The sequence below is a fragment of the Pantoea sp. DY-15 genome, assembly GCF_019795935.1.
GTDB lineage: Bacteria > Pseudomonadota > Gammaproteobacteria > Enterobacterales > Enterobacteriaceae > Pantoea > Pantoea leporis.
The window spans coordinates 738216-763177 of record NZ_JAIMIF010000002.1 but is presented as its reverse complement, the minus strand read 5'-3'; the positions used below and the strand labels follow the sequence as shown (position 1 = coordinate 763177).

At 50.8% G+C, this 24962-nt stretch carries 25 protein-coding genes and 1 pseudogene; 10 read left to right on the top strand and 16 right to left on the bottom strand.

The annotated features are described in order from the left end of the window. From K5Y32_RS12230 to K5Y32_RS12220, 3 genes and pseudogenes are all read left to right on the top strand, one after another. Window positions 1-943 (top strand): annotated as a pseudogene (locus tag K5Y32_RS12230) (ABC transporter permease). 28 nt (window positions 944-971) lie between these two features. After that, window positions 972-2612, top strand: a complete 1641-nt coding sequence (locus tag K5Y32_RS12225) for an FGGY-family carbohydrate kinase (RefSeq protein WP_222184117.1) — start codon at window positions 972-974, stop codon at window positions 2610-2612. Then, window positions 2609-3217 (top strand): SIS domain-containing protein, encoded by a 609-nt coding sequence (locus tag K5Y32_RS12220; RefSeq protein ID WP_222184115.1) that lies wholly within the window; start codon window positions 2609-2611, stop codon window positions 3215-3217. Before K5Y32_RS12225 ends, K5Y32_RS12220 begins: the two co-directional genes overlap by 4 nt. A 110-nt stretch (window positions 3218-3327) precedes the next feature. Here K5Y32_RS12220 and K5Y32_RS12215 read toward each other — a convergent pair whose 3' ends face one another. The 8 genes from K5Y32_RS12215 to K5Y32_RS12180 all read right to left on the bottom strand — a co-directional run bounded on the left by K5Y32_RS12215 (window position 3328) and on the right by K5Y32_RS12180 (window position 9763). Further along, window positions 3328-3516 (bottom strand): YjfB family protein, encoded by a 189-nt coding sequence (locus K5Y32_RS12215; protein WP_222184327.1) that lies wholly within the window; start codon window positions 3514-3516, stop codon window positions 3328-3330. A gap of 141 nt (window positions 3517-3657) precedes the next feature. Continuing rightward, window positions 3658-4884: an L-fucose:H+ symporter permease gene (gene fucP, locus K5Y32_RS12210; protein WP_222184114.1), complete on the bottom strand. Its 1227-nt coding sequence runs from the start codon at window positions 4882-4884 to the stop codon at window positions 3658-3660. Between the two features lie 36 nt (window positions 4885-4920). After that, window positions 4921-5271 (bottom strand): L-rhamnose mutarotase, encoded by a 351-nt coding sequence (locus K5Y32_RS12205; RefSeq protein ID WP_222184111.1) that lies wholly within the window; start codon window positions 5269-5271, stop codon window positions 4921-4923. Continuing rightward, window positions 5268-6044 (bottom strand): SDR family oxidoreductase, encoded by a 777-nt coding sequence (locus tag K5Y32_RS12200; RefSeq protein ID WP_222184110.1) that lies wholly within the window; start codon window positions 6042-6044, stop codon window positions 5268-5270. The genes K5Y32_RS12205 and K5Y32_RS12200 overlap by 4 nt, the downstream gene beginning before the upstream one ends. Further along, complete coding sequence (locus tag K5Y32_RS12195) at window positions 6022-6876, bottom strand: amidohydrolase family protein (protein WP_222184109.1); 855 nt, start codon at window positions 6874-6876, stop codon at window positions 6022-6024. Before K5Y32_RS12195 ends, K5Y32_RS12200 begins: the two co-directional genes overlap by 23 nt. A gap of 1 nt (window position 6877) precedes the next feature. Then, window positions 6878-8164, bottom strand: coding sequence for an L-fuconate dehydratase (locus tag K5Y32_RS12190; RefSeq protein WP_222184107.1), 1287 nt, complete (start codon window positions 8162-8164; stop codon window positions 6878-6880). Then, the gene (locus K5Y32_RS12185; protein ID WP_222184105.1) at window positions 8161-9009 is read right to left on the bottom strand and encodes a fumarylacetoacetate hydrolase family protein; all 849 of its coding nucleotides are present in this window, start codon (window positions 9007-9009) and stop codon (window positions 8161-8163) included. Before K5Y32_RS12185 ends, K5Y32_RS12190 begins: the two co-directional genes overlap by 4 nt. Window positions 9010-9022: 13 nt before the next feature. Further along, window positions 9023-9763 carry an SDR family oxidoreductase gene (locus K5Y32_RS12180; RefSeq protein ID WP_222184103.1) on the bottom strand — a complete coding sequence of 247 codons (741 nt, stop codon included), beginning with the start codon at window positions 9761-9763 and terminating at the stop codon, window positions 9023-9025. A gap of 195 nt (window positions 9764-9958) precedes the next feature. Here K5Y32_RS12180 and K5Y32_RS12175 point away from each other — a divergent pair, with 195 nt between their 5' ends. Beyond that, entirely contained in the window at window positions 9959-10711 is a 753-nt protein-coding gene (locus K5Y32_RS12175; RefSeq protein WP_222184101.1) for a FadR/GntR family transcriptional regulator, read from the top strand. Window positions 10712-10817: 106 nt separating this feature from the next. Here K5Y32_RS12175 and K5Y32_RS12170 read toward each other — a convergent pair whose 3' ends face one another. Continuing rightward, window positions 10818-11711, bottom strand: a complete 894-nt coding sequence (locus K5Y32_RS12170) for an ABC transporter six-transmembrane domain-containing protein (protein WP_222184099.1) — start codon at window positions 11709-11711, stop codon at window positions 10818-10820. Between the two features lie 94 nt (window positions 11712-11805). On the opposite strand from K5Y32_RS12170, the gene K5Y32_RS12165 reads away from it, so the two are divergent. The 4 genes from K5Y32_RS12165 to K5Y32_RS12150 all read left to right on the top strand — a co-directional run bounded on the left by K5Y32_RS12165 (window position 11806) and on the right by K5Y32_RS12150 (window position 16182). Next, on the top strand, window positions 11806-12378 hold the full coding sequence (locus K5Y32_RS12165; RefSeq protein ID WP_222184097.1) for a TetR/AcrR family transcriptional regulator: 573 nt from the start codon (window positions 11806-11808) through the stop codon (window positions 12376-12378). Window positions 12379-12742: 364 nt separating this feature from the next. Continuing rightward, entirely contained in the window at window positions 12743-13978 is a 1236-nt protein-coding gene (locus K5Y32_RS12160; RefSeq protein WP_222184095.1) for an oligosaccharide flippase family protein, read from the top strand. A 5-nt stretch (window positions 13979-13983) separates the two neighbouring features. Further along, entirely contained in the window at window positions 13984-14853 is an 870-nt protein-coding gene (locus tag K5Y32_RS12155) for an ATP-grasp fold amidoligase family protein (RefSeq protein ID WP_222184093.1), read from the top strand. A gap of 249 nt (window positions 14854-15102) precedes the next feature. Next, the gene (locus K5Y32_RS12150; RefSeq protein WP_222184090.1) at window positions 15103-16182 is read left to right on the top strand and encodes a mechanosensitive ion channel family protein; all 1080 of its coding nucleotides are present in this window, start codon (window positions 15103-15105) and stop codon (window positions 16180-16182) included. On the opposite strand, the gene K5Y32_RS12145 is transcribed toward K5Y32_RS12150, so the two are convergent. The 3 genes from K5Y32_RS12145 to K5Y32_RS12135 form a co-directional block, all read right to left on the bottom strand. After that, window positions 16163-16711: a GNAT family N-acetyltransferase gene (locus K5Y32_RS12145; RefSeq protein ID WP_222184088.1), complete on the bottom strand. Its 549-nt coding sequence runs from the start codon at window positions 16709-16711 to the stop codon at window positions 16163-16165. The two genes, K5Y32_RS12150 and K5Y32_RS12145, sit on opposite strands and share 20 nt — an antisense overlap. 232 nt (window positions 16712-16943) lie before the next feature. Next, a complete protein-coding gene (locus K5Y32_RS12140) occupies window positions 16944-17291 on the bottom strand; it encodes a hypothetical protein (protein WP_222184086.1) in 348 nt (115 codons plus the stop codon). Further along, window positions 17288-17791 carry a hypothetical protein gene (locus K5Y32_RS12135; RefSeq protein ID WP_222184084.1) on the bottom strand — a complete coding sequence of 168 codons (504 nt, stop codon included), beginning with the start codon at window positions 17789-17791 and terminating at the stop codon, window positions 17288-17290. Before K5Y32_RS12135 ends, K5Y32_RS12140 begins: the two co-directional genes overlap by 4 nt. A 352-nt stretch (window positions 17792-18143) precedes the next feature. On the opposite strand from K5Y32_RS12135, the gene K5Y32_RS12130 reads away from it, so the two are divergent. Beyond that, on the top strand, window positions 18144-18605 hold the full coding sequence (locus K5Y32_RS12130; protein ID WP_222184081.1) for an OsmC family protein: 462 nt from the start codon (window positions 18144-18146) through the stop codon (window positions 18603-18605). A 1-nt stretch (window position 18606) separates the two neighbouring features. Here K5Y32_RS12130 and K5Y32_RS12125 read toward each other — a convergent pair whose 3' ends face one another. Together K5Y32_RS12125 and K5Y32_RS12120 are read right to left on the bottom strand one after the other, a co-directional pair. Then, a complete protein-coding gene (locus tag K5Y32_RS12125; RefSeq protein WP_222184079.1) occupies window positions 18607-19683 on the bottom strand; it encodes a diguanylate cyclase in 1077 nt (358 codons plus the stop codon). 172 nt (window positions 19684-19855) lie between these two features. Further along, window positions 19856-21691: a methyl-accepting chemotaxis protein gene (locus K5Y32_RS12120; protein WP_222184077.1), complete on the bottom strand. Its 1836-nt coding sequence runs from the start codon at window positions 21689-21691 to the stop codon at window positions 19856-19858. A gap of 284 nt (window positions 21692-21975) precedes the next feature. Between K5Y32_RS12120 and K5Y32_RS12115 the strand changes: the two genes are divergently transcribed. Beyond that, complete coding sequence (locus tag K5Y32_RS12115) at window positions 21976-23037, top strand: CDP-glycerol glycerophosphotransferase family protein (protein ID WP_222184074.1); 1062 nt, start codon at window positions 21976-21978, stop codon at window positions 23035-23037. Between the two features lie 40 nt (window positions 23038-23077). Here K5Y32_RS12115 and K5Y32_RS12110 read toward each other — a convergent pair whose 3' ends face one another. Together K5Y32_RS12110 and K5Y32_RS12105 are read right to left on the bottom strand one after the other, a co-directional pair. Then, the gene (locus K5Y32_RS12110) at window positions 23078-23470 is read right to left on the bottom strand and encodes an adenylyltransferase/cytidyltransferase family protein (protein ID WP_222184072.1); all 393 of its coding nucleotides are present in this window, start codon (window positions 23468-23470) and stop codon (window positions 23078-23080) included. A 405-nt stretch (window positions 23471-23875) separates the two neighbouring features. Next, window positions 23876-24925 carry an NAD(P)-dependent alcohol dehydrogenase gene (locus tag K5Y32_RS12105; protein ID WP_222184070.1) on the bottom strand — a complete coding sequence of 350 codons (1050 nt, stop codon included), beginning with the start codon at window positions 24923-24925 and terminating at the stop codon, window positions 23876-23878. Between the last annotated feature and the right edge of the window lie 37 nt (window positions 24926-24962).

Below are 24962 nucleotides of genomic sequence, written 5' to 3'. Positions count from 1 at the left end.
ATGACAACCTTAAACCGCTTCTTTCCGGGCGATCGCATCATCCGCTTGCAGTTATTGATCATCGTCGCCGTTGCCGTGCTGTTCTCGTTCACGCTGGGCGGCAGTTTTTACAGCGTCGGCAATTTCCAGTCGATCTCCTCTCAATTACCGATTCTGGGCATGCTGGCGCTGGGGATGGGTATCACCATGCTCACCGGCGGTATCAATCTTTCGGTCATTGCCGGAGCCAATGCCTGTTCGCTGGCGATGGCGGCCATTCTGGTGGCGCACCCGAACCAGCCAGAATATTTCGCGCTGGCGATGCTCGCGGGTCTGGTGGTCGCCGTGCTCATTGGCGCGCTCAATGGCGCACTGATCGCCTATGTCGGTGTTTCGCCGATTCTGGCGACCCTCGGTACCATGACGCTGATTGGCGGGCTGAATATTCTGCTAACCAATGGTGCTGTGATTTCCGGTTTCCCGGCAGCCATTCAATATCTCAGCAACGGCAGCCTGCTCGGCATTCCGGTTGCGCTGCTGTTATTTCTGCTGGTGGCGCTGCTGTTGTGGGTGTTACTGGAACATACCACGCTGGGACGCAGCCTGTATCTGATGGGTTCCAACGAACAGGCCACGCGGTTCAGTGGCGTCAACACCCACAAAGTTACCCTCGCGGTGTATGTGCCTCGGATGGGGCGCGGCACTGCTGATGATGTCCAAATTCAACTCGGCCAAAGCAGGCTATGGCGACTCCTATTTGCTGGTGACCATTCTGGCTTCTGTACTTGGCGGAATTAATCCCGACGGCGGGTTTGGCCGGGTCATCGGACTGGTACTGGCGTTGATCGTCCTGCAAATGCTCGAGAGCGGCCTTAACCTGATGGGCGTCAGCAGTTATCTGACCATGGCGCTGTGGGGTTGTGTCCTGATCCTGTTTATCGCTCTGCAAAACAGAAAATCATAAGCGAAAGATTTTTACGAAGGGAAAAAACATGGCGACATATTTTATTGGAATAGACGTAGGAACCGGCAGCGCCCGCGCAGGCGTCTTCGATATGACCGGCCGCATGGTCGGCCAGGCCAGCCGTGAGATCACGCTGTACCGCCCGAAAGCCGATTTCGTCGAACAGTCTTCCGATGAGATTTGGCAGTCCGTCTGTAACGCCGTAAAAGACGCGGTTAATCAGGCAGATATCAATCCTATTCAGGTGAAAGGCATCGGTTTTGACGCCACTTGTTCGCTGGTGGTGCTGGATAAAGAAGGTAAACCGCTGACCGTCAGCCCGTCCGGGCGAAGCGAGCAGAACATTATTGTATGGATGGATCACCGTGCTATCACGCAGGCAGAACGCATCAATGCCACCGGCCACCGCGTGCTGGAATTTGTCGGCGGAATCATCTCACCAGAAATGCAGACGCCAAAACTGCTGTGGCTGAAGCAACACATGCCGACGACCTGGAGCAACGTCGGGCATCTGTTCGACCTGCCTGATTTTCTTACCTGGCGCGCCACGCAGGACACCACGCGTTCGTTGTGCTCCACCGTCTGCAAATGGACGTATATCGGTCACGAAGACCGCTGGGACTCGAGCTATTTCCGCCAGATCGGTCTGGAAGATTTGCTGGAAAACAACGCGTCAAAAATCGGCAGTGAAGTAAAAACCATGGGTGAGCCGCTGGGTCATGGATTAACTCAGCGCGCCGCTGCAGAAATGGGGTTGATTGCCGGTACGGCGGTCAGCGTCTCCATTATTGATGCCCACGCGGGTAGCCTCGGCATTCTGGGTGCCAGCGGCGTATCCGGCGAATCAGCGGATTTCGATAATCGCATCGCGCTGATTGGCGGGACGTCCACTGCTCATATGGCAATGTCGCGTAGCGCGCGCTATATCGGTGGGATCTGGGGGCCATATTATTCGGCGATTCTGCCGGATTACTGGCTGAATGAAGGCGGACAATCGACTACCGGCGCGTTAATTGATCATGTCATTCAGTCACACCCGTGTTATCAGGATTTGCTCAAACAGGGCAAAGACAGCGGCAAAACGATTTATGAAATTCTGAATGGTATTTTGCGCAAGATGGCGGGTGAGCCAGAAAATATCGCGTTCCTGACCAAAGACATTCATATGTTGCCCTATTTCCACGGCAACCGCTCACCGCGTGCCAATCCAACACTGACGGGCACGTTGACTGGCCTGAAATTGTCTCGCACGCCGGAAGACATGGCGCTGCATTATCTCGCCACCATTCAGGCGCTGGCGCTCGGCACTCGTCATATTATTGAAACCATGAACCAGAGTGGTTATTGCATTGATACCATGATGGCGAGTGGTGGCGGCACTAAAAACCCGATTTTTTTGCAGGAGCATTCCAACGCGACAGGCTGCGCAATGCTGTTGCCGGAAGAGAGTGAAGCGATGTTGCTCGGCAGCGCCATGATGGGCACCGTTGCAGCGGGTGTCTATGATTCGCTGCCGGAAGCCATGGCTGCTATGAGCCGCATTGGTAAAACCATCACACCTCAGACCAACAAAATTAAAGAGTATTACGATCGCAAATACCGCGTATTCCACGAGATGTATCACGACAGCATGAAATATCGAGACCTGATGCAGGGGAAAACCGAATGAATGCGGAAGAAGAATTTACTCAGGCATGTCAGGCCTGGCAGACCTATAGCGAGGAATTACTGGCGTTACAGCGTAATCTTGATGCCGAAACCTGGCATCAGCTCCTGATGCTGGTTACCGGATGTCACGGTAAAATTGTTGTGACCGGTGTTGGCACCTCGGGCATTGCCGCGCGGAAAATCGCCCACATGCTGGCGTGCGTCGAGCAACCGGCAGTGTACCTCAATGCTACCGATGCAGCCCACGGCGACCTGGGTTTTATGCGCACCAACGACCTGATGATCCTGATTTCACGTGGCGGTAATTCTGAAGAACTGACGCGCCTGCTGCCGACGCTTAAAACCAAAGGCGTTGCTATCATCAGCGTGACGGAAAACCTGGACTCAGCGATTGCCGACGCCGCTACGCTGGTGGTGAAAACGCATATCCAGCGGGAGATCGACCCGCTCAATATGCTGGCTACCACTTCTATCATGCTGGTGCTGGCGGTGTTCGATGCGCTGTGCTGTAACATCATGCTGCGTAACGGCTTCGATCAGCAGCGGCTGCTCAACGTCCATCCGGGCGGAAATGTCGGCAAAATACTGCGCGAACAGGATATGTGATCGACACCTTCATCCTGTAATTTCTTCCGCTAATAACATGCCAACACTACTTAACCATTTGATGAGTGATACCCGATCGACATCACTCCATAAAACCGTTAATGCTGACTTCAGGCAGTGGTATTAATGTTGCGCCCAATTGCAGGGTTTGCAGGTAACTGAGGAATCGAATCCAGAATGCCGTTCGCCATCGATTGCTGATTATCTAACGTCTTCTTCAGTACTAACGTGCTTATTTTATTAGCCAGTTCCATGTTATCAAGGCCGGTAGCCAGTGATGTAATTTGTGATACATCCATCTTGCTCTCCTGATTAATACGAATATTGAGTACAAAAACAGCTTTTAAAAGCCTGAAACGTTTATCGGCATTTGCACGCATTACTTTAACGTTCACTCGTAAGGCGATTTCGCAGAATCGCCCCTCAAACCACTCACCGCATTATGAATGTCTGCGCTGCCTCAATGCATAGGCCAGCACCACGACAAAGCACAGCAGCGGCAGGCTGTAAGCCACAGCGGTACTGACGTGGTCAGAAATCAGCCCCATGAAATAGGGCATAATCGCGCCGCCGACAATTGCCATGATCATAAACGAGCTGGCCTGTTTGGTAGATTCGCCAAGATTTTTTACGCCCATGGCAAAGATGGTTGGGAACATGGTCGACATAAAGAAGAAGATGGCGATCAGCGCAACGACGGAAACATCGCCTGCGCCCACCATAACCACCGCGCAAAGTACGATGTTGATGAGCGCGTAAGCCGCCAGCATCGCGGCCGGTTTCACTCGTCCCAATAACCAGGTTGAGAAGAAACGCCCCAGCATGAAACAGATCATCGCGACCGAAAGCATATAAGCCGCGCTTTGGTTGGTCACGCCGTGCCAGTGTTCGGTGGCGTAGTTAATAAAGAAGGCGCCAACGCCAACCTGGGCAGCAACATAGAAGAACTGCGCAATCACGCCGCCGACAAAATGTTTTTGCTGCCATAAGGTAGCGCCGGGCTGCTGAATATGTTGGCTGGCGGATTCACGAATATCCGGCAAGGCGGTGCGTTTAAATAACAGCGCGATCGCGATAACCACACACGCAATCACCACATAGGTGATTTTCACGCTGTCCTGCGCCGCGTCCTGGCTAGCCTGGGTAAAGAACAACGATCCACCGATCATCGGTCCAACAAACTGTCCTAACCCGTTAAAGGATTGCGCCAGATTGAGACGACGTTCCGCACCATTCGGATCGCCCAACACCGTGGCATACGGATTGGCGGCGGTTTCAAGGCAGCCAAGCCCGCACGCCAGCACGAATAGCGCAAACAGGAATACCGAGAAATCATTGACCATCGCCGCTGGCACAAACAGCAGTGCGCCGATGGCATACAGCGATAATCCCGCCAATATTCCGGCTTTATAGCCGTGACGCTGCATAAAATAACCGGCAGGTAATGCGACGATAAAATAGGCACCGAAATAGGCCGCCTGTAATAATCCCGATTGTGCTTTGGTGACGTTTAATGTTTCCTGAAAGTGTTTATTAAGCACATCCAGCAGGCCGTATGAAACGCCCCACATGAAAAACAGGGTGGTAATCAGCATGAACGCCCAGCGCAGGCTAATAGTTCCCCTGACGCCCATATTTTCAGGCGTCTCGACGCGTTGTGTTGACATGGTTATATCCTCGTAGGGTACGGTCGGTAAGTGTTGTTATTGGTCCTGCAAAGAGAATATTCGCGCCATCGCCACCCATTTTTCCCCTTCGGGCGTCCAGGGCGTTGGCTGTTGGAACTGCCACATCAGCGCTTCCCAGCGCTGAATTTGCGGGTCCTGTTCAGATGCCTGAACAAAATCCTGCGTGTTAAAGCGATCGTTCACCTCCATCAGCATAAAAAGTCGGGTGCCAAGCCGGTAAATCTCCATATTCACGATGCCGTGCTGGCGCAAATGCTGCGCCACTTCCGGCCAGATGCGCTGATGCAGGCGCTGGTATTCGGCGATCTTCTCGGCCTCATCCACCAGATCCAGCGCCAGACAATAACGCTCAGTTGCGCCACTCATAACAGCGCCCGATCAAGATGCAGATAGCCGCCATCGACGCTCAACCACTCGCCGGTGGTGTGCGAAGCACGCGACGAAAGCAAAAACACCACGGTGTTAGCTATCTCTTGCGGCGTGGTCATGCGTTGGCCAAGCGGAATACGCTGGGTGATTTTCTCCAGTTCAGTTTGCGGATCGGCAAAGGTGCCGATCCAGCGTTCGTAAAGCGGCGTCATCACTTCGGCGGGCACCACGGCATTTACCCGCACGCCGCTATGTCGTAGCGATACTGCCCATTCGCGCGTCAGTGACAGAATCGCCCCTTTCGCCGCGCAGTAACCGCTGGTGCCGCCTTGCCCGCTCAGCGCAGTTTTGGACGCAATGTTGACGATCGCCCCGCGGCTGTTTTCCAGCGCGCGCTGGCAGAAATGCGTCATCTGGTAATAGTGGATAAGGTTCTTTTCCAGCGAGGAAATAAACGCCCTGCGCCCCGCTTCCAGCCCGACGCCATCGTTGACGCCGGCGTTATTCACCAAACCGTCGATGCGACCAAACTGCTGCTGCACGGCTTCCACCGCACGCTGGCAGTTCTGCTCATCACAGAGATCGGCTAGCAGCACTTCCGTTTGCGGCTGCAGTTCGCGCAGCGCGGCCAGCCACATCTCTTCAGGCTGGGCGTTGCTGACGATAAGGGGAATTGCGCCCTCTTCCGCCAGCAGACGTGAGATGGCGGCACCAATGCCCGATCCGCCGCCGGTGACGATAATCACTTTATCCTGCAAAAACAGATTCATTATTCTCTCCTGTCAGGCTGTAAACCTGCGCGGCGGTGTTGCCCCAAATGGCGGCCTGTTCGTCGGCGGACAGCTCCGCTAGCGCGTAGTCAATCAGCTGCGCCACCGCGTGATATTCCGCTGCCAACAGGCAAACTGGCCAATCTGAACCAAACATCAGGCGCTGCGGACCAAAACGCGCCAGCGCTTCATCAATAAAGGGCCGCAGCTGCGCGCTGCTCCACTGGCCGTGCGGTGCTTCGGTGACGAGTCCGGACAATTTGCAGACCACATGCGGCATCGCGGCCAGTTCCGCAACTTGCTCGCCCCACGCCTGAGCGCCGCGCACAATATCCGGTTTTCCCAGATGATCGAGCACCAGCCAATGGCGATCGTGCTGCGCGGCAAAGCGCGAGGCATCCGCCAGATGTCGCCAGGTGACCAGCATTTCCCACACGTAATCACGCTGCTGCAGCTGAGTGATGCCGGTTGCCACGCGCGATTGCTGCAACCATGCAGCAGGATCCTGTTCATCCTGCACCTGATGACGAAAGCTGCGCAGTAACGGATGCTGCAATGCCGCCAACTGCTCCGCCAAATCCGCGGCGGTGACGTCGATCCAGCCAACCACCTGTGTTGCCGGTTGCTGCTGCGCCCACTGCAACAGCTGCTGCGTCTCTGCCACACACTGCCGCGCCTGCACCGCAATCGAGCCTTGCAAATCACGTTGTGCGAGCAGCGGGGCGAGATCGTCGGGCAGATAATCCTGTTGCAGCCGCGTCATAGAATCGGCGATCCACGGAAAGTGCGCCGCGTCGTAGCGCCAGAAATGCTGATGAGCGTCGATTCGCACGTCAGCCTCCCTGCGCGTGATAGCGGTATTGCTCACGCGAAGCGGGATACATTTCGATTGAGAAGCCAGGCGCAGTCGGCGGCATATAAGCAGCGCCGCGGATTTCACACGGATCGAGGAAATGTTCGTGCAGATGATCGACGTACTCGATGACCCGGCCTTCATGGCTGCCGGCAATACAAACAAAGTCGATCATCGACAGATGCTGAACGTATTCGCACAGGCCAACGCCCCCAGCATGCGGACAGACCGGCAGCTGATATTTCGCCGCCATCAGCATCACCGCCAGCACTTCGTTCACGCCGCCGAGACGACAGGCATCGATCTGCACCACGTCAATCGCCTCGCGCATAATCAGCTGCTTGAAGATGATGCGGTTCTGGCACATTTCGCCGGTGGCCACTTTCACCGGCGCAACGCCCTGACGAATCTTGCGATGTCCTTCGATATCGTCCGGGCTGGTGGGCTCTTCAATAAACCACGGACGAGCGAACGCCAGTTGCTGCACCCAATCCACCGCGTCATTCACTTCCCAAACCTGGTTGGCGTCAATCATCAGCTGGCGATCCGGCCCCAGCACTTCGCGCGCAATGCGCACGCGGCGAATATCATCTTCGAGATCACGCCCAACTTTCAGCTTGATGTGCGAGAAGCCGGCATCGACTGCTTGCTGGCACAGGCGGCGCAGTTTGTCGTCGTCGTAGCCAAGCCAGCCCGCCGAGGTGGTGTAGCAAGGATAGCCGTGCTGCTCCAGCTGGCGGATGCGCTCCTCTTTGCCCGCCTGCTGCGCCGTCAACAAGGCGAGTGCTTCGTCCGGCGTGATGCAGTCAGTGAGATAGCGGAAATCGATGCAGCGCACCAATTCCTGCGGCGACATATCGGCCACCAGCCGCCACAGCGGCTTCTCCTCTGATTTCGCCCACAGATCCCAAACCGCGTTGACTACCGCGCCGGTCGCCAGATGAATTGCGCCTTTGTCCGGACCGATCCAGCGCAGCTGGCTGTCGCTGGTGACATCACGCCAGAATTGCCCCATATCGGCGGTGATCGACTCCAGCTGGCGGCCAACAATCAGATGCTCAAGTGCACGTATCGCGGCACAGCAAATTTCATTGCCGCGCCCAATAGTAAAAGTCAGGCCATGACCGCTGATCGCCGCGTTATCCGTCTCGATGATGACGTAAGCGGCTGAATAATCGGGGTCAGGATTCATCGCATCCGAACCATCGAGATGCTGCGAGGTGGGAAAACGGATATCTTCTACGCGCAGTGCAGTAATTTTGGTCATTGTGCGCTGCCCTCGGTGATTTGACGCTGCTCGCCCAGCCCGGCGATGCCCAAGCGGATCACTTGTCCGGCATGCAGATAAACCGGCGGTTTCTGCCCCATGCCGACGCCCGGCGGCGTGCCGGTGGAGATGATGTCGCCCGGCTGCAGACTCATAAACCGGCTGAGATAGCTGATGATGTGCGCGACCGAGAAGATCATGGTACGGGTGTTGCCGTTTTGATAGCGCTTGCCGTCGACCTCCAGCCACAGATCAAGCTGCTGCGGATCGGCAATTTCATCGGCGGTCACCAGCCAGGGACCGATCGGGCCAAAAGTGTCGCAGCCTTTGCCTTTGTCCCATGTGCCGCCGCGTTCGATCTGATATTCACGTTCCGAGACGTCGTTCACCACGCAGTAGCCCGCAATATGCGACAGCGCATCCTCTTCAGCGATGTAGCTGCCGCCTTTGCCAATTACCACGCCCAGTTCCACTTCCCAGTCGGTTTTCACCGATCCGCGCGGAATGCGCACCGCGTCGTTCGGCCCGACTACCGCGCTGGTCCATTTGCTAAACACCACCGGCTCCAGCGGGATGTCGGCACCGGTTTCGGCGGCGTGATCGGCATAATTCAGGCCGATACAGATAAACTTGCCGATCTGCCCGACACAGGCACCAATGCGCGGCTGACCGTTGATTTTCGGCAGTTCGCTACGCGGCAGCTGGCGCAATCTCTCCAGCGCGGACGGCAGCAGCGCATCACCCGCCAAATCATCAATGAAGTGCGACAAATCGCGCAGTTCGCCCTGCTCATCCAGCATTGCCGGACGCTCTTTGCCCGGTTCGCCAACACGTAATAATTTCATTGTTCCACTCCTGTTAGTTGCTCCAGCCGCCATCAATAATCTGCGCGGTGCCGGTGGTGTAAGCGCTGGCATCGGAAGCCAGATAGGCCGCCAGATAAGCGATCTCTTCTGTAGTGCCGATACGGCCAATCGGCTGGCGCGCGACAAAGCCGTTATAAACCTCCGTTTCGCTGCGTCCTTCCGCTTGCGCCTGCGCGGCAATGCGCTGACGCAGCGACGGCGAATCGATGGTGCCGGGGCAGATCGCGTTGCAGCGGATACCTTCGCCTATGTAATCCGCCGCCACCGAACGCGTCAGGCCAATCACCGCCGCTTTGGTAGCGCTGTAGGCAAAGCGATTGACCACGCCTTTCACACTCGATGCCACCGATGACATGTTGATGATCGACCCTTTCTGCTGTTGCAGCATCGCGGGCAGAAACGCCTGGATCATGCGAAACATCGCGGTGACGTTGAGGTCGAGCGCGAACTGCCACTCTTTCTCGCTGCATTCCAGCAGGCTGCCGCTGTGTACTACGCCCGCGCAGTTGAACAACACATCCAGCGTGCCGAGTTCCTGCGCCGCCGCGCTAATCGCCTGGCGGTCGGTGACATCCAGCTGATACGCGCGAATACCGGGCAGATCCTGCAGCGCGGCAATGTTGATATCGCTGGCGATGACGTCTGCGCCCTGCTCCGCAAAGTAGCGCGCACTGGCTAACCCGATGCCTTGTCCGGCGGCGGTGATCAACACGCGTTTTCCATGTAAATTCATTGCATTTCCTCTGGCCCAAAGATCTAATGGTCAGGCCATTGAAAGGTGATTTTTTCCCAGCGGGATAGCAAAATAACGCTGGCTACTTTTTCTCTTACGCATTACGTTTTATTGACAATTGCGTAACATTGACAAGTGTCCTGACGATTATTTGTGCAACTGATCACTTAATTTATTTAGACAGGGAGCAGCGCAATGCCGATCAAAAAGATGGAAAACCCCAGGCTTTACAGACAAATAGCAGATCAACTGACGCGACTTATCGACAATAACGAATTTCCGCCCGGTAGCCGCTTGCCAGCGGAGCGCGAATTGGCTGAGCAGCTACAAGTGAGTCGTGCATCGGTGCGTGAAGCGCTGATCGCACTCGAGGTGATTGGTCTGGTGGATGTGAAGGTCGGCAATGGCGTGATTGTGAAAGCGCGTTCCAGCACGCAGGAGCCGGTGATGATGCAGGCCGGACGCGATCAGTGGAACGAGCCGGACGATGAACTGGGCATCAATCTGGATTTCTCCACCGAGCTGCCGCCCTTCTCGCTGCTGCAAGCCCGCCGTCTGATTGAACCGGAAGCCGCTGCGCTTGCTGCTGTGCATGCCAGCGAGCAGGAACTGGCGCTGATTCGCGCAGCGTATTTGCAAAACTGCGAGGACAACCGCGCGCAGTCGCGTACTCATCCCGGCGACCGCCTGTTCCATATCCGCATTGCCCAGGCGAGCGGTAATCCTGCCTATGGATTTATCATCGGCCACCTGCTCGGCCATCGCTATGGCAGCATGTTCCGCATGCTACAGGCGCACTACACGCCAAGCGATATGCCGTTTGTCTCAGAGTCCGAACATATGGCGATTCTCTCCGCGCTGGAAAAACGCGATGCGAAAGCAGCGAGAAGCGCGATGAAGAAGCATATCGACCGGGTGATTGCCACCTTTGAGCGTGTGCAGGAGTGAGAGGTTATTCGTAGGGCGCGCATTCATGCGCACCTGGTCACCATGAATGGTGATCCTCCGGGATCGAGCGGCATTTCGAGCCAGTTGCCGTCCTTGCAGCTGGCATCTAGACAGAATCGGTATTCACTCTTTTCCCGATATCTTTCAGCTGGGAATATTTTTCAAGCAGTTGCGGTGCATCATCCAGACTCATCGCAAACATCCAGAGATAAGTCATGACGGAATAAATATGGCCAGCATCGGTTCCACCCCGTAACGCCATGGTGGAAATGGTCATGGCAAACAACAAAGCGGTGACCGCGCCAATCGCAAGGTATCCCATCGCTTCGCGATCGGACAGGCGAATGCGCAGCCCCGCCAGCACGCGGTAATGTCTGCTTAAAGAGGCCACCGGAGCGCTGCTGATAAAGCCCACTTCTTTTTCAAGTCGACCATTAAGCCGGAAAAATAGAGCCTCATTTTTAGTGGTGTAACCCGGCAGAAAAAACGAAAAGAACACTAAAACAGCCAGGCAGGCAATTCCCGACCAGAATTCAATCGCCAGCAGCATCAACGCTGCCCCGCTGATAGATGCCAGCGAAGTAATCAATACCGGCAGATGTTTTTCAAAGAAGTCGACGAACTCTCTTGAAAGCGCAACGCGCGCGGCGATAGTCGAATGACTATGATTTTCCCGACGCTGGGCAACAATTACCGGCACCGCCAGTTCGGCATAAATCCTCGCGAAGGTGCGCGTATCAAGGCTGCGCCTCGCAGCACCGATAACCCACATGGTGAAAACCATAAGGGCATAAAATAATGCATGCCATGCCTTACCTGCGACGATGGCATTGATGGCAAAACCGGCCAGCAATGGATAGAGCAAATAGGTCACGTTTTCAGCAATAACCAGCAATAAGGTAAAGAAAAGCTTTCTGTAATGACGGCGCCCAAGGTGTTTTAAAGTTTGAATCGCGCTGCCGGTTACTTTGACCGGTTCAATAATTTCATGCGTTTGCATAGGATCATTTTCTGTTAATATTAATTTGAGCGAATGCTCAAATTCTGATCGGAAGTCTATTTGAGCAACTGCTCAAAGTCAACGGAGCCGCAACATGAAAGAAACCAGGGAAGCGCTGAAAGACCGCATATTGGATGGCGCTGCAATGCTGTTCGCCGAGAAAGGTATCGAAAACGTTTCGACACGCGAACTGACCGAACGGCTCTCAATCTCACGTAGTCATATTTACTATTATTTCAGCGACTGGCAGACGCTGTGCATCGCAGCCCTTACAAGGTATTTGCAGAACGAGCTGGATGATTTCTCACGATCCATTGAATCCACGTTACCTGCTGAAAAACTGCATACCGTCATAGAAAATTATCTGCCGGATGCCCCGGACGCTGTCTGGCAGCTTTACGGTTCACTATGGCAAATGGCGGGCCGCGATAAAGCCTTTGCTGAGCTAGCAGAATTATTTATTCAGAAGTGGAGCCATTTCATCACCACAATCGTTGAGCAAGGGATCGCTAATGGTATTTACCGGCCTGTTGAAACAGCGCGTTTCACCCGCCAGCTCGCCGCCATGCTCAACGGCTATGCCGACAGCCTGACGATCAGCCCGACTCCGGCAAAACACCGTGAAGCTGTTGAGGATATTCAGGCGTTTATTCGGCTGACGCTTTGAGGTGCTTCAAGTGAGTTGATTGGCAGAGCAGTTATATGTTTGTTACCTGCCACTCTGACTGATCAGCTCATTTCTCATCATATTATTTACTGCAAACAACATTAAATAATGGACTCATTATTTAGAAATCCATGTCACTATTCTGATTAATCTAAAAACCCTTCACTAATTCAATTTCAGCAGCCACACTGTCAACCAAATTAATCAAGTATAAATAAATGATATGACATTGAACGCTGCTTATATATGAGCATGTTGCAATAAAAAATAACATTAACGCATATAGCAAAAAGTTTCATATTGTGGATGATTAATTATACACGCTGAACATCATCAATACTGCTATAAACATGAGAAACGAGCAATGTACTCTAACTCAATATGGATCATGTTAGAAAAGTCGGTCAATATCATCGGGCTGATATATATAAATGCGCTTATGGCAAAATACATTGGCCCTGAAGACTTTGGCAAAATCAACATTTCTACTTCTCTGTTTATATTTGTGCAAACGCTATCGTGGTTTGGCGGTCAGAACATCATTTTTAAACGCATGAGTGAAAATAGTAAGTCTGGAATCGCATTAGCGATGCACACGCAAAATCAACGGCGGTTCTTCTTCCTCCTGTCATCAAGCGCAGTGTTGATTTACCTCTACCTCTTCACTGACATCATTGTGTTTCTATTTGGTTTGGCCAACTGCATTGCCACTTACTACATCGTGATGGACTTCTTTTCCATCTACAACAACACGCAGTTAAAATCAAAAATAAACACCATCACCAATGTGATTGGATTATCAGTCGCTCTGTTGATTCGATTCTCGATTTCATACTTTAAAATGCCCGTGTACTACTTCACCATTCCTATTATTGTCATCCCGCTCATACCTTATATCCTGCGACTTATCTATTTTAAATACACCACAAAAATAAATGCGAGTCGTAAAGGCGCCGGGATGTATAACCGCCATATGTTATTCACCGGGGGAGCGTTGATTTTGTCGAGTCTATCGGCTGACATCTATACGCAGATATCGAGCATTTTTTTGGCAAAAATCCTTTCTTACTCAAACCTGGGCGTGTATAGCGTCGCGTTAACCATAGGAGGTGCCTGGTCTTTTATCGTATTGGCATTAATAACAAGCTTCTTCTCAAAGATCTACAGCGAAAAAGATCAAATCACCGTTGAAATGCTGCTGATTAAAATCAATCGCATTGTCATCCTTTTTTCGCTTATTGCATTAGGTGGATTTTATATTTTTGGTGCTTACTTTATTCATTTACTGTATGGCGATAAGTATATGGATTCGGTAAATATCATTCCCATTATTATAATTGGTACCATGTTCTCTGCATTAGGCACAATTTGTTATCGCTACATGATAAAAGAGTCCGGATACAGTTACCTGGCTAAAAAGATGTTTTTATGCTGTATCTTAACCATACCGCTATCCTGGCTAATGATTAATTCCTACGGTATTAATGGGGCTGCATACTGTTTTTTGATCGTTGAGATTTTGTCTTGCACTTTACTCAATTACTTCTTTAGAAATAAAACAATCATCAAAATGCATCTTAACATTTTCAAACTGAGATAATTTTAATGAAGATGATAAAACACACAGTCAAATCAGCGTTAAAAATCAGCGCATACATGTACCCAGAATTTTGCGCTAAAACACATTACTATATTAAGTTTAAGAAAAAGCTGAACTTAACCAACCCAATCAATTTTAATGAAAAAATTCAGTGGCTCAAATTCAATGAGTTAAATGGTGATATTTATACTTTGTGCGCGGATAAGTATAAAGTTCGGGATTATGTGATAGCGAAAGGATGTGGTGAAATCCTGAATGAACTCTACGGCGTTTATGATGACCCACAGGATATTGACTACCGCGCATTACCCGATAAGTTTGCCCTCAAGTGTAACCATGGTGCAGGCTATAACATCATCTGTGACAACAAAGCTTCACTGGACATTGGACAAACCAACAAGCAGCTCAATAAATGGTTAAAACAGGATTTCTCAACCCATTTTATTGAACCCCAGTATAAGAAAATAGATCGCAAAATCTTATGCGAAAAATATATTGAGAATGAACGTGGTGGCTTTCCAGAGGATTACAAATTCTACTGTTTCAATGGAAAACCCTATGCGGTAATGGTTTGCATGGAGCGAGAGAAAGGCACACCGAAATTTTATTATTTTGATATGAACTGGAACCCGCTTCCCTTTGAAGACACTGTTGAATTGATCAATACCAACAGCTATCCCAAAGTGCCGGAAGGTTTCAACAAAATGAAAGAGTATGCGGTTAAGCTGGCAGCTGATTTTAAATTTGTGCGCGCTGACTTCTACCTTCTCAACGGTAAGGTTATTTTTGGCGAATTGACATTTACGCCTTCAGCCGGACTCGATGTGACATTGCAGGAAGCCGATGCTATTTTAGGCAGCCAGCTAAAGTTGTAGTTTCAAAGTGATTGATTTACCGACTATCGTAACAGGTGCGCATCAATGTGCCCCCCTGCAAACCTCGCCAAACTGCCGTAGGGTCGCCATTCATGGCGACCAATGCACTTACTATTCATCCCCTGCTGTCACAGCGTCTATACTGATGTGCATGAATAAATAATCCGCAGATAACCGATAACAGAATGGTTACTGATTTTTTTGACTTATCTGACAACCCAGGTTGTTGGCTTAATAAAAGGGAAAGTAATGCCATTATTATTTGATGAGTTATCTGGTGCTCCAACATGGGTGCCTGCTGTTTTGCTTGTCACTCTCTCCCTCGCAATAGGATTTCTGGCGCGTTTTATCCTTCTCAGATTTATCCGCTACTGGCAGAATCGTGACAGAAAACTGTTCAAATCACTGGAAAAGCATCTGCGCGGATCGATGTTCCTGTTTATTCCTTTACTGTTAATCAGTGCTGGACTTAATTCTGTTAACATCCAACCGGGATCCCTGAGTTTTATTACCACCACCGTTAATATATTCATTATCTTATCCTTCTGTTCTGTGCTTATTCGATTAATTAATGTGGCGCAGGATATGCTTTTTATTCGCTACGATATCAATCTGTCGAATAACCTTCGTGCCCGAAAAATTCGCACGCAGATAATGTATGTGAAAAAAGTAGCAATCGTCGTATTGGTGACATTGTGTCTTTCGCTAATTTTGCTCAGTTTCCCTGGGGTGCGAAAATTCGGCACCACCATCCTCGCCGGTGCCGGCGTTGCCGGTATAATCATTGGCTTTGCCCTGCAGAAATCGCTGGTTAACTTGTTTGCCGGGATTCAAATCGCCTTTACCCAACCGATAAAAATTGATGATGCTGTGGTGGTGGAAAATGAATGGGGCTGGATTGAAGAGATCAACCTGACTTATGTGGTGGTGCGTATCTGGGATCTGCGTCGTTTGGTGCTGCCCATTACCTACTTTACCGAAAATGCCTTCCAGAACTGGACGCGCAATAACGCCCAAATATTAGGCTCGGTTTTTCTCTACCTCGATTATTCCATGCCATTAGATCCTCTGCGCAAGCATTTTGAAAAAGTCCTCAGTGAAACCAAACTTTGGGATCAACAAACTCAGGTGCTACAGGTTACGGATACCACCGATAAAACCATGACCATCAGACTATTGATGACGGCGCAGAATTCCCCCACCGCCTGGGATTTACGCTGTTACGTGCGGGAAAAGATGATTGAGTTTATTCAGCAAAATTATCCGCAGAGTCTTCCTCATGTGCGGGCGACATTGACTGACGCCGGAGTTAGAGAGGCGAGTCAATAAAGTTCTTGTGGAAAATCTTATACAGCACATGCTTAGCCAGCGCATGATCGGCAGGTAATGCGGGATGGAGAAAGGTAGCTTGTTTCTGCATCCCCAATCGCTGCATCAGATTTTCAGATGGCGTGTTATGAATGCTGGTAAACGAAACGACCTCGGGAAGATGCAAAACATTAAACGCATAAGCTAGCGATGCTTCGGCGGCTTCTTTGGCAATTCCCTGCCCCCAGAATTTTTTATTGATACGCCAGCCAATTTCCGTGCAGGGAGAAAAGTCGAAGCGATCTGGCTGATGTGCTAAACCCACGCTACCGACAAATTCGCCGGAATCTTTCATCTCAACGGCCCAAAAACCCCAACCCTGATTTGCAATAATCATATCCATGAATCTTGCAACGACGTTGTCACTTTCCTTGCGACTCAGCGCTTTTGGGAAATACTTCATTACTTCAGGATCAGCGTTGAGTTCGGCAAAGGGTTGTAAGTCCTTTTCCTGCCATTGTCGGAGGATCAGGCGGCTTGTCTCTAACATTTTAAATTTACCTTAAAAAACGCTAACGATTTCCTGATTTTACCTAATAGCGCCTCGAAAATCCCATCTGCATCGATGAAAATTGATGTCATCAAGCGCATACACTTTAGCGATGCCAATGAGTGAGTAATGCTTGAAAAGGTCGCCATTAATGGCGACCCAACGATTATTCGGCAGGTTATTGCGCAATAAATGGCGTTGTTGCGGAATGTTGGTAGTTCAAACTTCGCAATCACTTTTCATCATAGTGATAAGCTGTGATTATTCCTTTATCTGAAAAATCGATAGTGAGAGATTGCTCTCTGTCATTGATTAATGGGATGAGAAAATAGATGCGTCTATCAACAATTTTAGAGTGATATTCCCAACGCTTAGCATTATTATAATTGACTGAATTTATCGGAGTGCCAAAAGTGAGCAGTACTTCTTTACGGCTCGTCACTTCAGGGACGAGTTTCTGCTTAATTTCTTTCTCTGAATAGTCTGAAAGACGAGTCTCTTTTGTACGATCAACGTTAGCTGCACATGAAGAGATGAGCGCGCAAATCCATCCTGTGAGAATTAATCTCCCCCATTTCATTTTGAAAGTTCCTTTTCAACGTAGATTCCATTTACGCTATCAAGCACAACTTCCTTGAGATATAGAACACAATATCCTGTCTTATCGCCATAGCTGATATGAGCTTCATAAATTTTCTTCTTTTCAGGGACAAACGGCAGATTCACGTGACACCCCTGATATAATGAGTGATGAATGATGGTTTTTTCATCAGGAACAAGCAATGTCTCGATATAATCGTCCTTATATTTCTTGCCTGTTATTTTTGGTAATCCGATATCCTTTGTAGAACCTAAAAAAGGATTAAGATATGCATTATGCTTTAAAACCCATCCACCGGTTTTTTTACCTGAACTGTCCGTCTGATACAATGCATAACTCATTGGAGCACCGATAAGACGAATTTTTGCCACATCAGAATTTTCAGTTGGCGGTGTGAATTGTTTGGGTTCAGGGAATAAATTAGAGCAACCTGAAAGGCTCAGTACTACGGGGATTAACAAGGCGTTTAAACACTTCATAAAATTTCCTTATTCAAATCTTAAAAAACCAACAAAAATGAAAGAGTGAAGTTCAAGAGATATAAGATGGAATGGTCTTCTGATAAATGCGAAAAAGGTTATCGGCAATATTTGCTATAACTTTATTTTTTTATGCGTTTTACTATTGCATGTTGGTAAACGGATTGATGAGGATTTGCCGCTCGTGTTTGATTTCTGGTCGCCATGAATGGCGACCCTACGTTTATTTGGCAGGTTATTGAAGGGGCGCATTCATGCGCACCTGCATACATACGTGCTTATCTGACATAAATGGCGACTCTGCTGCACACAGGTTAGACTGCGTGCTTCCGTCATAAAAGGAGCATCAGAAATGGCAGCAAAGAAACACCATTATCAGGTCACGGTGCGCTGGACTGGCAACCGCGGCAATGGTACCGCATCTTACACCGCTTACGACCGTAACGCGGAGCTGATTGCCGCTGGCAAAGAGACGGTTGCACTGAGCGCCGATTCGGCGTTTCGCGGGGATGCGGCGCGCTGGAATCCGGAAGAGTTACTGCTGGCTTCGGCCTCGGCATGCCACAAATTGTGGTATCTGCATTTATGTTCTGACGCCGGAATTGTGGTGGAAGCTTATGAAGATGCAGCGGAAGGGACAATGATTGAGGGCACGCGCGGTCGGTTTACCAATATCACGTTGAAACCGCGCATTGCGCTGCGCGATCCGGCGGATGCGGACCGCGCGCGTGAACTGCATCATCAGGCCCACGAAGCCTGCTTTATTGCTAACTCGCTTAACTTCCCAGTGAACTGCGAACCCGAGTTCGTGTGATTCAGGCCGCGCCGGCCAGTGACGGTTGCCACAAGCGTACGCCGTTGCGTCCGGCGCGTTTCACCTCATACAGCGCTTCATCGGCATGCCGCAACCAGTGACGTATGGATTCTGCATGCGCTGCCGATGCAATACCTATACTCACCGAACAACGAAACTCCGCCGATGCCGGTAAACGCACCTGCGCGATCTTTTCCTGCAAACGTTGGGCCAGCGCCACCACCGATTCGTCGCTGGCATGATGCACAATCACGCCTAGCTCATCGCCGCCAAAACGCGCTGGAATATCCTGCAATCCCACATGATTTCGCAGCAGCGATGAAATTTCCGCCAGCAGGAAATCCCCCGCCTCGTGTCCCCACGTATCGTTTACCGATTTGAAATAATCGAGGTCTATAAGCAGTAAATAGCCAGCGCTGTCGCCACGACGCGTGCTGAGAAATTCGCTCTCCAGCCGACGTTCAAACAAGCGACGATTCGGGATTTCCAGCCCGGGATCCATCAGCGCAATGCGCTCCAGCTCACGGTTACGTTTGCGCAGTTGCCAGGTGAGATTGTACGAGGTGACGCTGAGCACCAGCATGTAGCAGGTTGCCAGCGGCAAGCTTAGCCAGACGGTTCGCGTGCTGAATGCCAAATCAACGCCCGCGCCATCCACCAGCCATACCAGCACAAATGCGCAGAGAAATGCCTGCATCGCTGCGATGAGCTGCGCGGCACCGCCCGCAGCGTAGCGGTCCGAGGCCAGCACCGCCATGATGACAAATGAAGGTAGGGGACTCAGCGCCATCAGCGCCACCCAAATGCCACCGAAGGCGGCATCGAGGGTTAAATTTTGCCGCTCGGTAGTGGTGGAATCTTCGGCCCGCAACGCACGATGATAAGCCAGCCACGGCCAGAGAAACGCATTCACAAATAACAGGGCGCTAAACGGCAGGCCACGATCCCTCTCCATCAGTACCGAGAGAATCGGGAAAAAACATAAAATCGTGCCTAGCTGACGCATGATAAACATGCGGCGGACGAAGCGTTGGGAGCGCCGCTTCAAATGGCTATCGTCAGGTGAGTAGTAGTTCATGCACGGGAAGTATCAGGACGACAAGAATTGCAGTTTAACGGGAAAAATTGGCGGCAGGTCGCTTTATTTTAAGAATATTTACCTTGTAGTTCTGCAACCGCACAAAAATGTGGCATTCTGATCAAAACAGAGACAGTGGAAGTAAATCTGGATCTACTTCCACTCTGTTTTTCTAACGTGCAGCACCTTGCAAGCGGAACTGCGACACCAATCTCTCCAGCATTAGCGCCTGCTCTTCCAGCGAGTTCGCCGAGTGCGAAGAGGCGCTCACCAGCGTGGCATTCTGCTGCGTGGTGGTATCCAACTCGCCGACCGCACGGGCAATTTGCTCGATGCCGCGGCTCTGTTCATCCGATGCAGCGGAAATCTCTCCCATGATCTCATTTACGCGCGCAATGCTGCCGAGAATCTGATCCATGGTTTCACCGGCGCGCGCCACTTGCTGGTGGCCATTGCTGATGCGTCCGACCGATTCATTGATCAACTGTTCGATGTCTTTCGCCGCCCCGGCGCTGCGCTGTGCCAGATTGCGCACTTCGCTGGCGACCACGGCAAAACCGCGTCCCTGCTCGCCGGCACGCGCGGCTTCTACCGCCGCGTTCAACGCGAGGATGTTGGTCTGAAAAGCGATGCTGTTAATCACGGCGGTGATATCGGCGATCTTTTTCGAGCTATCAGAAATCTCGCCCATGGTGTTCACCACATCACGCACCGCGATGCCGCCTTTGTTGGCGTTGTGTGACGCTTCCGCCGCAATCTGACTTGCCTGAAGTGCATTGGCGGCGTTGTTTTTCACCGTGGCAGTGAGCTGCTCCATACTGGCAGCGGTTTCCACCACCGCCGCCGCTTGTTGTTCGGTGCGCGATGACAAATCGAGATTGCCCTGATTAATAGCGCTGGCCGCCTGCGACACGCTGCTCACGCTGCTCAACACATCGCCGATCATGCTGCGCAGCCGTTCGTTCATGCGTCCCATCGCCGAAGTCAGCTTGCCGAGTTCATCATGCCGATCGGTGGCAAACTGCGAGCTGAGATCGCCATTGGCGATGCGCTCCGCCAGTTCCAGGTTATGGAATACCGGACGCGTAATCTGACGAATGATGTACCACGCCACCAGCACGCCGAACAGAATCGCCAGACCACCAATCAGCAGGGAAATCGCCGCCGAGCCGTTGGCCAGCTCATCGTTACGCGCTTTAACGATGGTGATGATCTGTTTGATCGCCGCACTGCTCTTATCGCCCGCCACTTTGACGGTATCTTCCGCCGCACGCAGCTGACCATAGGCATCCGCCGCCTGCAAACTCAGGCTTTTGAATTTCTCGGTGTCCTGCCACAGTGCGGTGAATTCGCCCTGCTGTTCCGACGGCAACTGCGCTAGCAGCGCTTTCATGCCTTGATCCGCCTGCTGGAAATGATTCTCCAGCGTTTTACGCAGCGCATCGCTGACGTTAAAACGCAGCGCCCAGGCTTCTTCGCGCACATTGCTGATAGCGAACAGCTGCTGGTAAATTTGATTGGTAAGTTCAGGATTAGTAACCGGTGTGCGAATCAGTTGGGTGTAGCGCGGAGTCATGTCTTGCTGGCTTAAGGAATCGAGCTGCGAGCGCAAGCTATTGAGTTGCTGCGTGGCTTGCGTCATCGCGCCAATGCTGTTCTGGAAACTGGCGAGGTGCGTTCCGAGTTCATCCACCCGCGCTCTGGCACCTTCCGACCATGACAGCTGCTTCGCATCGCTGGTGAGCTGCTGCGCATGCGTAACGTAATTCGCCATCACCTGGCCGGATTTGTCATCGCCATACAGATACTTAAGGCGGTTGATTTTGGCCTGGAACACTTCAATGTTGATGTCATAAATCAGGTTAGTTTTCTGATAGATGTCATGAATGGCGTTGAAGCGCTGCACGCTCAATCCGGTTGCCAGTGCCACTAACAGCAGCACAATGCCGAATCCTGCCGACAGCTTACGCGTGATGCGCACATTACGTAATCGGGATACCAGCCCCATGTTCCCTGCTCCTGCGTTGATTATTTTTCTATGGTTTGTAAGGGAGTTATCGGAGCAGTGCGGGAAATGTTTATTCAGGATTGTGCAAAAAGTGATTGCAGGATGTGACGCGCCGCGACGACGTGGAACGTGACGATTGCTGTATCAATGTTGGGTATCATCCCTTCCGCAAATGGAAATAACATTTCCGTGAGTTCGCAAAATCACTTTAAAAACCGAGTAAAATCGCCTGGCATGGTTTTTGCTAAGAATTTAGTATCTTTTTGTACAGGATGGGAAAAACCGTGTCAGCAAACGCAATAAACAACGAACAGGTTGTAGGATTTTTTATGGAAACGTCATTCCATTATGATGTTTACCGCAATATTATTCTCGAGCTAATGCATCAGAAAGTACCTTGCGAAATCATTATCAATAATTTAATTGAAGATGACTTCGTTAATAATATGGTTAGCCATCTCCGCACCCTAAATGTTCCTGGATTACGCTTCAGCCTGCTCTCCACCGTTTTGCAAGAGTCCAAAAAATACGCCTGTCTGGTAAGTCCTTATCATCTTCCTTATGCGGTGGATGTTGCGAAGGTGCATATTCGTACGGTCTATGGTTTGGCTAAAAACGAGTGGAACCATGCTGAATGGAATAATAAGTATCACCACATTTTATGCTACAGCCACTACACGGAAAAATCGCTGAATCTGGCCGACCGCACCAAGGTGGTGGGTAACCCGCGATTTGATGACTGGCATAACAACGCATACACGCTGGATTGCCCCGATTACTTAAAGTTATCGTCGACAAAACCGACTCTGCTCTATGCGCCAACCTTTGGCGAGTTGAGTTCAATCATTCACTGGGCAGAGAAACTGAGTCGGCTTAGCAATGAGTTTAATGTTATTGCTAAACTTCATCATGGAACGCTGTATAAAAAGAGCGAGCGACTGGCACTGAAAACGGCCAAACGCTTCCTGAAAAAAATCGTCCAGCCTGAGACGTCCACGTTTACGCTGCTGAAACGGGCGGATTATGTTATTAGCGATAACAGCGGCTTTATTTTTGATGCTATCAACGCCGATAAAAACATCATCTTGCTGGATTGGGACGGCAGGGAAAATCTGTTGAAAGATAATAACTCATTCAGCACGCATGAAAGCCCAGAACAGCAGGTTCGCAAGTTTTTACCGGTTGCGCGGGATATGGTCGATATCAGAAATTATTTGTCTGATGATTATCCATGGAGTGAACAAGCGGAGATGATGCAACACATCAAAACCGAGTATTGCGATGCATTTAATGACGGCAACGCCGGTAAGCGTGCAGCGCAGGTTATCATTGATGCGATAATGTAGCCGCAAGACTGCCCTCAGCCTGGAACGCGGGCTGAGGGCATTAGCGCTTCTTTATTATCTCAATTAAAGACGTGGTGGAGATGCTGGGCGTGCGCTCAAGGTAAACGACTTCAGCCAGTGAAGAAAACTTATCAAACTTCCCTTTCCAGTCATCGCCCATTACCAGCGTATCGGCGTTGTATTTTTTAATATAGTCAGCCTTCAATTCCAGCGATTCTTCCAGAAACACTTCATCGACATATTTAATGCCCGCAATAATCGACATTCTGTCACTTTCATCGTAAACCGGGTTGCGCCCTTTTTTATGGAAGTTTAGGGCATCAGAAGAAACCCCGACGGCTAACCAGTCACCCAGCTTTTTTGCTCGCTGTAAGATATGTAAGTGCCCAACATGAAACACATCGAAGGTGCCGAATGTGATGATTTTTTTCATTTATTTGATATCGATTGAAAAGTTAAAACCAAACTTAGCAATTTACATGCCACAAAAATAAATGCTTAATTTCAATAAGATAGTCAAAACACATTGTTTTAGAGGAAGTGACACTTCCATTTAAGCGGAAAGGATTGATGCGGTGAATTGTGAATGGATGGATTACCTCAGTTGGGCATAAAAATCTCGATTTTTGCTGTCCGACTAACAGGCCGCAAGAGAGTCAAAACCGAGTGTTGTTACGTTATAATGTAAAAGTATGTTGTAACTATATGCGCCATTTTTTTCTGGCGAGTTGGTACAACGGATTAAGGAATAAAAATCCGTTATTTCAATGGTATGAAATTTTTTATCCAGGCGATTTCAGCATGAAATTGCCCACAACAACGTGCGGGCAGAAACGCTTTACCAGCGGGTCGCTTGCATATCGATAACGAAACGATACTTCACATCACCCTTCAACATGCGCGCGAACGCCATTTCGATCTCTTGACCGGCAATCAGTTCAATATCGGCAGTGATATTGTGCTTACCGCAGAAATCCAGCATCTCCTGAGTTTCCTGAATGCTGCCAATTGATGAGCCGCTAATGCTCAAACGACGATTTACCATCGGCGTGACATTTGGAGATTGGTGCGGTTGCTCAGGAATACCGACCAGCACTAAGCGACCGTTGGTTTTCAGCGTTGCAAGGTAAGGATCGAGATCGTGCGGAGCCGAGACGCAGTCTACGATGAAATCCAGTGAAGTTTGCGCGGCGGCCATCTGCCCGGCGTCACGTGAAACCACCACGCGCGTCGCCCCCAAGCGCAACGCATCTTCACCTTTGGCCGGTGACGTGGTAAACAGCGTGACTTCCGCGCCCATCGCGCTCGCCAGCTTAACCGCCATATGACCTAATCCGCCCAAACCGACCACGCCGACTTTATCTCCCGCTTGCACGTTAAAGTGACGCAGCGGCGACCAAACAGTGACGCCCGCACACAGCAACGGCGCAACGCCAGCTAACGGCAAGGTTTGCGGTACGGACACCACAAAGTGCTGATCGACCACCACATTCTGCGCATAGCCGCCCCACGTGCTGTCGCCGGTGTATTTGTCGATGCCGTTGTAGGTCGCAACAAAGCCGGATTCACAATACTGCTCTTCTTTCTGCTGGCAGAAATGGCATTCGCGGCAGGAATCGACCATCACGCCGACGCCAACCACATCACCGGTTTTGAAATTCGTTACGTCCGCGCCGGTTTCTACCACGCGTCCGACGATTTCATGTCCCGGCACCAGCGGATAACGGCTCACCGCCCATTCGTTACGTGCCATGTGCAGGTCTGAATGGCACACGCCGCAGTACAGAATTTCAATTTTGACATCCTGCTGCTGCAGCGGACGCAGCGCAATCTGGCTGGAAGAGAGCGGCTGGGCCGCGTCGTGTGCGACTAATGCATTGATTTTCATAGTGCCTCCGAAATGAACTGGCTTTGGCTAGCTGAAG